We start from the raw sequence: 7,969 nt of genomic DNA on the forward strand, positions 1-7,969 counted from the left end.
CCCGGCCCCGGACCTGCGTGCCGCTGACCTCCGTGCCGGCGTTGCGGGCCGCCTCGTGGGCCGCCTGGGGCAGCGACCGTACGCCCTCGCCCGGGGCCAGCGTCGGCCGGCGTTCCCCGCTACCGAGCGCCGACAGCACGGTCGGCAGGAGCGCGGCGGCGGCCATCGCGTAACCCTCGGCGGAGGGGTGGAACCGGTCCCAGGCGAACATCCGGGTCGGCTCGGCGGCGAACCGGGGGCCGAGCAGGTCACCGAGGGAGACCGTCCACCCGCCCGCCTCGACCACCGCGACCGTCTGGGCGGTGGCGAGCTGCCGGCTCCACCGGCGGGCCAGCCAGCGCAACGGGGGCTGGATCGGCCGGATCGCCCCCAGGTCGGGGCAGGTCCCGACGACCACCTCGCAACCGGCGGCGCGCAGCGTGCGGACCGCGTCGACCAGGTGGCGGACCGCGACCGAGTAGGGCGTGCGGTTGGTGATGTCGTTGCCGCCGACCAGGATCACCGCGACGTCCGGCGTGCACTCCAGGGCCGCCTCGACCTGTGGGCGCAGCCCGGCGGAGAGCGCGCCGACCACGGCGAAGCGGTGCACCCGTACGGCCCGGTGCAGCCGTCGGGACAGCCCGGTGGCCAGCAGCGAGCCCAGGGTCTCGCGTCGCCGCGCCACCCCGTAGCTGGCGGCGGAGGAGTCGCCGAGGATCACCATGGTCAGCGGTGGGCCGGGGATCTTGGCAGCGTAGACGCCGTCGCAGCGCGGGGGCGGGGCCTGCGCCATCGGAATGGTGCGCCGGGCCTGCCGGGCCTGCCCGAGCAGCACGCCGCCGGTCGCGGCGACGGCCGCCGCGGTGGCACCCGTGCCGATCGCCGCCAGCCGGGCCACCTGCCGGGCGCGGTGCCAGCGCGGACCGGGCGGTACGACGGAACCTGCCACCCCCATACAGCGACATTATCGCGCCGCAGCGTCACCCCGCTTCCGTCGGGACGGCCGGTTTTCGGGGCTGGGCGGCGACGGTTCTGGGTACCTGATCCGGGGGCGGGGCCCACCCGTGGTCGCCCGCCGCAGGTGGCGACGACTTGCGCGGGCCAGTCACGCTGGTCGGTGGAGAGGGGCTGGATGAGATGGGTAGGACATTGAAGCGCACCGCGGCCTTCACGGCGCTGGCCCGGTCGCTGGCGGCCGGTGCCCGGGGCGGTCCGTCGCTGGGCGCCCGGCTGGCGGCGCTGCCCCGGATGATCCGGGCCACCGCCCGGGGCGAGTACGACGGCGGCCTGCGGCTGGCGATGATGACGGCGGCGACGGTCTACGTCGTGTCGCCCGTCGACCTGGTGCCGGAGCTGTTCCTGACCGTGCTCGGTCTGGTGGACGACGCGGTCATGGTCACCTGGCTGGCCGGCAGCGTGCTGTCGGAGACCGAGCGCTTCCTGGAGTGGGAGGCCCGCCGGGCCTCCGTCATCCCCGGTCATGTGACCCTCTGAGGGCACGTACGCTGAGCGACGAAGGACCGTCTGCCAGGCCGCCGTCCCCGGCGCCGCAACGAAGGGCACAACGAGGTGCAGTACTACGACAACGTCGTCGACCTGATCGGTAACACCCCGCTGGTGCGGCTGCGCAACGTCACCGCGGGCATCCGGGCGACCGTGCTGGCCAAGGTGGAGTACCTCAACCCGGGCGGCTCGGTGAAGGACCGGATCGCCCTGCGGATGGTGGAGGACGCCGAGGCCGCCGGGATCCTCCGGCCCGGGGGCACGATCGTCGAGCCGACCAGCGGCAACACCGGCGTCGGGCTGGCGCTGGTCGCCCAGCTCAAGGGCTACCACTGCGTCTTCGTCTGCCCCGACAAGGTCAGCCAGGACAAGCAGGACGTGCTGCGGGCGTACGGGGCCGAGGTGGTGGTCTGCCCGACCGCCGTCGCCCCGGAGGACCCGCGTTCCTACTACAACGTCTCCGACCGGCTGGCCCGGGAGATCCCCGGCGCGTGGAAGCCCGACCAGTACAGCAACCCGGCCAACCCGCGTTCGCACTACGAGACGACCGGGCCGGAGCTGTGGAAGCAGACCGGGGGCGGGCTCACCCACTTCGTGGCCGGGGTCGGCACCGGCGGCACCATCTCCGGCATCGGGCGCTACCTCAAGGAGGCGTCCGAGGGGCGGGTGAAGGTGATCGGGGCGGACCCGGAGGGGTCGGTCTACTCCGGCGGCACCGGCCGGCCCTACCTCGTCGAGGGGGTCGGTGAGGACTTCTGGCCCGAGACGTACGACCGGGGGATCGCCGACGAGATCGTCGAGGTCTCCGACAAGGCGTCCTTCGAGATGACCAGGCGGCTGGCCCGCGAGGAGGGCCTGCTGGTCGGCGGCTCCTGCGGGATGGCGGTGGTGGCGGCGCTGGAGGTGGCCCCCCCCGCCGGCCCGGACGACGTGGTCGTGGTGCTGCTGCCGGACAGCGGCAAGGGTTACCTGTCCAAGATCTTCAACGACCGGTGGATGGCCCGGTACGGCTTCCTGGACCACTCCGGCACCGAGCCGACGGTCGCCGACGCGCTGGCCAGCAAGCCGGGCGGCCTGCCCGAGCTGGTGCACGTGCACCCGACCGAGACCGTCCGCGACGCCATCGACTACATGCGCGAGTACGGCGTCTCCCAGCTTCCGGTGCTCAAGGCCGAGCCGCCGGTGGTGACCGGCGAGGTGGCCGGTTCGATCGCCGAGCGGGATCTGCTGGACGCCCTGTTCACCGGCCAGGCGCACCTGCACGACACCATCGAGCGGCACATGGCCGACCCGCTGCCGATGATCGGAGGCGGTCAGCCGGTGAGCGAGGCGGTGAGCATGCTGGAGAAGTCCGACGCGGCTCTGGTGCTGGTCGACGGCAAGCCCAAGGGCGTGCTGACCCGGCAGGACCTGCTCGCCCACCTCGGCGCGCACTGACCCGACGCACCTGCGGGGCCCCTTCCGGTGGGAGGGGCCCCGCGGCGCGTCCGGGTCGGGTCCGACCATTCACAGCAGGGGGACAGGAGCGGCACAGAGGGCGTCCGTGCAGCCTGCCTACCGTCGGGACCAGCCGAGAGGCACCGACCCACGGGAGGAACGACATGCGCCACGACCTCGACCACCACGAGGGGCAGCGGGTCAGCCGCCGCCGGTTGATCGCCGGAGTCGGCTCGATCGGGTTGGCCGGTCTGCTCGCCGCCTGCGGCCGGGACGGCGGCACCGTCACCACGTCGACCAGTCAGACCGTGTCCCCGCAGGCGACCGCCGGCACGTCGGCGGACCTGGCCGCGCTGTTCGGCGCGGCGAACACCTGCACGTTGACCGCGAGCACCACCCAGGGCCCGTACTACTTCGACGCCGACAAGATCCGCAGTGACATCCGGGAGGACCGGGCGGGCACCCGGCTGCGGGTGGCGATCCGGGTGCAGGACAGCGAGCAGTGCGGGCCGCTGGCCAACGCGGTCGTGGAGATCTGGCACTGTGACGCCGAGGGCCTATACTCGGGCGCCGAGGCGCAGTCGTCCGGGGCCTCGGGCGGCGGCGCTCCGTCCGGCGGCAATCCGCCAGGCGGCGCGTCGGGTGGCAACCCGCCCACCGGTAGCCCGCCCGGCGGTGGGGCGGCCCCGGGTGGCGGCGGCGCGGGGTCGGCGGGGGACCTGACACCGACCGACGACAAGCGCTACCTGCGCGGCGCGCAGGTCACCAACGCCGACGGGATCGTCGAGTTCACCACCGTCTGGCCGGGCTGGTACCGGGGCCGCACCACGCACATCCACGCGATGGTGCACGTGGGCGACGACCGGGTGCTCACCACCCAGATGATGTTCGACGAGGCCCTCAACAGCCGGGTGTACGCCGCCGCGCCGTACGCCGCGCACACCGGGCGGGACACCTTCAACGACAACGACAACATCTTTGCCGAGACCATGCTGATGAAGGTGGTCGAGGACGGCGACGGGTACCTCTCGGTGATCAACTTCTCGGTCGACGCGGACCAGGACGGCACCTGACCCGCCCGCGTCAGCAGCCGGGTAGCTGCCGGGCGTAGCGCAGCTGTGGGGTGCGGGTGGGGCCGATCCGTTCCTCCCGCCGATCGCCGGTGGCCTGCCAGCCGCCGCGCTCGTAGAAGTGCCGGGCCGGGGCGTTGCTCTCCAGCACCCACAGCACCGCCCGCCGCCAGCCCCGGGCCCGCATGGTGTCCAGCGCGTCCACCATCAGTGCCCGGCCGGTGCCCCGGCCCCGTTCGGCCGGGTCGAGGTGGATGGCGTTGAGCAGCCCGGTCGCCGGGTCGCCCTCGTCGTCCGGGCCGAGATAGCTGAACCCGACCAGCCGGCCGTCCCGCTCGGCCACGGTCATCAGGTGCTCGTCGCGTTCCCACGTCCACCGCTCGACCCAGTAGACGCCCATCGCCTCGGGCGTCGGTTCGGCCAACGCCGCAGGCGGCAGGAACGACGAGTACGCCGCGATCCGGGACCGCTGGTGCAGGGCGCCCACCGACATCAGGTCGTCGGCGACGGCGGGACGGAGCGTGACGGTCACCCGGCCGAGGCTACCCGCCGGGGCGGGACCGGCACGGTGGTCAGGTCCTCGGCGATCACCAGTTCCCCGGCGAAGTGCTCACGGGCCTCGTCGTGGAAGCGGCGCGGGTCGGCGTACCGCTGGGAGAAGTGGGTGAGCACCAGGGTGCGTACCCCCGACTCGGTGGCGACCCGGGCGGCCTGGCCGGCGGTCAGGTGGCCGACCTCGGCGGCGAGCGCGGCCTCCGATTCCAGGAACGTCGACTCGATGACCAGCAGGTCGGCGTGCTCGGCGAGGGCGTACACCCCGTCGCAGAGGCCGGTGTCCATCACGAAGGCGAACCGCTGCCCCGGCCGGACCACGCTCACCTCGTCCCGGGTGACGCGGCGTCCGCCGACGTCCAGGTGCCCGACGCGCAGCAGCTCGCCGACCGCCGGCCCACCGATGCCGTACGCGGACAGCCGCTCCGGCAGCATCCGGCAGCCGTCCGGCTCGACCAGCCGGTACCCGTACGTCTCGATCGGGTGCCGCAGCCGGCGGGCCTCCAGCGTGCCGACGCCCAGGGTGATCCGCTGTCCGTCGGCGGTGATCGGCTCGACGGCCAGCTCGGCGGTCTCGTGGAAGCTGCTGGCGTGCCGCAGCCGGGCGAAGTATTCCGCGCCACCGGCGGGGAAGTGCAGCGCCACCGGGTGCGGCACCCGGTCCAGGGAGAGGCGCTGGATGGTGCCGGGCAGGCCGAGGCAGTGGTCGCCGTGGAAGTGGGTGACGCAGATCCGGGTGAGGTCGGTGGCGGTGATCCCGGTGTGCAGGAGTTGCCGCTGGCTGCCCTCGCCGGGGTCGAAGAGGATCACCTCGTCGTCCCAGCGCAGCACGTAGCCGTTGTGGTTGCGCAGCCGGGTGGGGGTCTGGCTGGCCGTGCCGAGCACGGTCAGCTCCCGCATGGACACGGCCGGACCTCCCCCGGAGACGAAGCGACCCCCGGGGCTTCCGTGCTCGCGCACGGGCCGACTGGACTGGGTCGGCACCCCGGGGGTCGGGTGGCTGTCGTGGATTCGCCGCACCGCTGCCACACGGTCTCGACGATCATGCTTGGTCGTTCACTGTCGAGGACAGCGGCTAGCGGACAGCCACCTCACGAGTCCGATTGCTATACAAGTCTGGACCACCTCCTTTCCCGTGTACCGCCACGCTACCCACTGCACCCCGGGTGCCGGTAGTGATTTTTCGCGCGATCCTGCGGCCGGGGGGCCGCCGGCCGCCGCCCGGGGGATCGGGTCGACTTTTGCTCAACGAAGCGAAAGTTCGTGCTCATCTGGCCTATCTTTCGCCTGAAGTGAGCATTACTGTCTGCTCCACAGCGGCCACCTCCCGCCGCTGTCCGCCCGAGTCGTCCCCTCGGTCGCTCCCCCGTGAGGTGAACCGTGCCCGTTTCGTCCACCACCCGCAGGACCCCCCAACGATCCACGACCACCCGACGATCCCTGACCCTCGGCCTGGTCGGCGCGCTGGCCGTCGCCGCCGGCCCGGTCCCCGAGGCGGGCGCCGCCACGCCGGCCACCACCCGGCCGTCCACCGCCACCGGCGCGACCGTGGCGAACCCGGTGGTCGCCGGACCGATCGCCCGGACCACCCCGGTCGGCGACCCCGGCCACGGCTACCCCTTCCTCGCCACCGACGTCAACCTGGCCGCCGCCGGCTACGTCGAGGAGGAGTTCTTCCTCTTCGGCACCGCCACCCGGTACGCCGTGCAGGGCACCCAGAACGCCACGACCATCGCCACCGACCAGCCGTACGGCACCCGGCTGGTGGTGAGGCGACCGGCCAACACCAGGAAGTTCAACGGCGTGGTGATCGCCGAGTGGAACAACGTCAGCAACCAGTGGGACCAGGAGGTCGACTGGTTCCAGTCGCACGAGCACCTGATCCGCTCGGGCTACGCCTGGGTCGGGGTCTCCGCCCAGCGGGCCGGGCTGCACTCGGCCACCGGGCTCAAGGCGTGGAGCCCCGCCCGGTACGGCCCGCTGGACGTCACCGTGGGCGGCACCGTCACCGACGACAGCCTCTCGTACGACATCTTCAGCCAGGCGGTGAAGGCGGTCCGCAACCCGACGGGCGTCGACCCGCTGGGCAAGCTGCCCGCCCCGCAGTACGTGATCGCCACCGGCCACTCGCAGTCGGCCGGTCGGCTCGCCAACTACTACAACGGCGTCCAGCAGTCGGCCAACGTCCTCGACGCGGTCGTCCTGCACGGCGGCGGCGGGGTGCTGCGCACCGACCTGGCCACACCGGTGTTCCGGATCAACTCCGAGGGGGACGTGGCCAGCGGCATCCTGCCCGCGGCGGCCCGCGCCCAGGCCGACTCACCGGTCCTGCGGTCCTGGGAGGTCGCCGGCGCGTCGCACGGCGACTGGAAGCTGATCACCGACTACGGTCCGCTGCGCAAGCGCGACATCGGCAGCTACCCGGGTGGCTACCCGGGCGAACCGCAGACCTGCACGCTGCCCTCGCTGTCGCGGATCCCGCAGCACATGGTGCAGAACGCCGTCTACGACCACACCGTCGCCTGGGTCGCCCAGGGCGTGGCCCCGCCGGGCGCGCCGCCGATCCGGACGACCACGACGACCCCGCCGGCCGTCGCCCGCGACGACCTGGGGCTCGCCCTCGACGGCATCCGGCTCGCCCAGCACCACGTGCCGCTACGGGTCAACAGCGGCAGCAACACCGGGCCCGGCTTCTGCTTCCTCGACGGCAGCTCGGTGCCGCTGACCGACGCACAGCTCGCCGCCCGCTACCCGACCGTCGGGGCGTACGTGGACGCCAGCGTCGCGGCCACCCTCGCCGCCGCCGACGCCGGCTACCTGCCCACGTCGTTCACCCGCGACCCCGCCTGGTACTCCGACCTGCGTGACCTCATCACCGAGTACGTCGCCGCCGGCCGGATCACCGACTACGTGGCGGCCCGGCTGGAGGACCGCCTCCAGCGGGCCGAGCAGGCCGGCACCGCAGGCAACGCGGCCCGCGCCGGTGAGCTGCTGGGGCAGTTGGCCGACCGGGCGCGGCAGCGGATCACCGGTGACCCGGCCGCCCGGGACGCGGTGCTGCGGGTGACCGAGGCGCTGATCGCCCTGCTCGACGCGGCGGAACGCCGCAACCGGTGACCCGACGGTGAGGACCGACGCCACGGTGAGGGGCCGGGGCGCCCGGTGGGCGGCGGGCACGACGCGTGATGTCGTGCCCGCCGTTCAGCGGTGCCCGGCAGTGCGGCCACCAGCCGGTCAGTCGATGCCGATCGGGCCCTCGCGGGGGCCGTCCTCGCTGGCCGGCTGCACCGCCAGCGACGGGAAGTCGGCCAGGTCGCCCTCCGGCTCGGCGTCCCACTCGGGGAACACCAGGTCGCTCTGGAGATAGAGACAGAGCAGCTGGGTCAGGTGACGCAGCCCGTCGAGGTGGGTGCGCTCGTGGCCGTGGG

At 73.4% G+C, this 7,969-nt stretch carries 7 protein-coding genes and 1 pseudogene; 4 read left to right on the top strand and 4 right to left on the bottom strand.

From position 1 onward, the window contains the following. Nucleotides 1–934, bottom strand: a 934-nt coding sequence (locus ACOJTC_RS21000) for an SGNH/GDSL hydrolase family protein (RefSeq protein WP_420118159.1), incomplete at its 3' end; no start/stop codon positions are given. Between the two features lie 182 nt (nt 935–1,116). On the opposite strand from ACOJTC_RS21000, the gene ACOJTC_RS21005 reads away from it, so the two are divergent. The 3 genes from ACOJTC_RS21005 to ACOJTC_RS21015 all read left to right on the top strand — a co-directional run bounded on the left by ACOJTC_RS21005 (nt 1,117) and on the right by ACOJTC_RS21015 (nt 3,992). Continuing rightward, complete coding sequence (locus ACOJTC_RS21005) at nt 1,117–1,473, top strand: YkvA family protein (RefSeq protein WP_204928292.1); 357 nt, start codon at nt 1,117–1,119, stop codon at nt 1,471–1,473. 75 nt (nt 1,474–1,548) lie between these two features. After that, the gene (locus tag ACOJTC_RS21010) at nt 1,549–2,919 is read left to right on the top strand and encodes a cystathionine beta-synthase (RefSeq protein WP_420118160.1); all 1,371 of its coding nucleotides are present in this window, start codon (nt 1,549–1,551) and stop codon (nt 2,917–2,919) included. Between the two features lie 164 nt (nt 2,920–3,083). Continuing rightward, the gene (locus ACOJTC_RS21015) at nt 3,084–3,992 is read left to right on the top strand and encodes a hypothetical protein (RefSeq protein ID WP_420118161.1); all 909 of its coding nucleotides are present in this window, start codon (nt 3,084–3,086) and stop codon (nt 3,990–3,992) included. Between the two features lie 10 nt (nt 3,993–4,002). Here ACOJTC_RS21015 and ACOJTC_RS21020 read toward each other — a convergent pair whose 3' ends face one another. Beyond that, a complete protein-coding gene (locus tag ACOJTC_RS21020) occupies nt 4,003–4,521 on the bottom strand; it encodes a GNAT family N-acetyltransferase (protein ID WP_420118162.1) in 519 nt (172 codons plus the stop codon). Further along, a complete protein-coding gene (locus ACOJTC_RS21025; RefSeq protein ID WP_420118163.1) occupies nt 4,518–5,447 on the bottom strand; it encodes a ribonuclease Z in 930 nt (309 codons plus the stop codon). Before ACOJTC_RS21025 ends, ACOJTC_RS21020 begins: the two co-directional genes overlap by 4 nt. Nucleotides 5,448–5,921: 474 nt before the next feature. On the opposite strand from ACOJTC_RS21025, the gene ACOJTC_RS21030 reads away from it, so the two are divergent. Continuing rightward, a complete protein-coding gene (locus ACOJTC_RS21030; RefSeq protein ID WP_420118164.1) occupies nt 5,922–7,658 on the top strand; it encodes an alpha/beta hydrolase domain-containing protein in 1,737 nt (578 codons plus the stop codon). Between the two features lie 117 nt (nt 7,659–7,775). Here the strand turns inward: ACOJTC_RS21030 and ACOJTC_RS21035 are convergent. Beyond that, nucleotides 7,776–7,969: pseudogene (locus tag ACOJTC_RS21035) on the bottom strand (osmoprotectant NAGGN system M42 family peptidase); the annotation flags it as partial.

Origin of the sequence: Micromonospora sp., assembly GCF_048594385.1 — a bacterium.
In the GTDB taxonomy this organism is placed as follows: Bacteria; Actinomycetota; Actinomycetes; order Mycobacteriales; family Micromonosporaceae; genus Micromonospora; species Micromonospora wenchangensis.

Excerpts from the sequence above, each read along its gene's own strand:
- ACOJTC_RS21005 (WP_204928292.1), top strand. The coding sequence starts at position 1,117 with ATGGGTAGGACATTGAAGCGCACCGCGGCCTTCACGGCGCTGGCCCGG.
- ACOJTC_RS21015 (WP_420118161.1), top strand. The coding sequence starts at position 3,084 with ATGCGCCACGACCTCGACCACCACGAGGGGCAGCGGGTCAGCCGCCGC.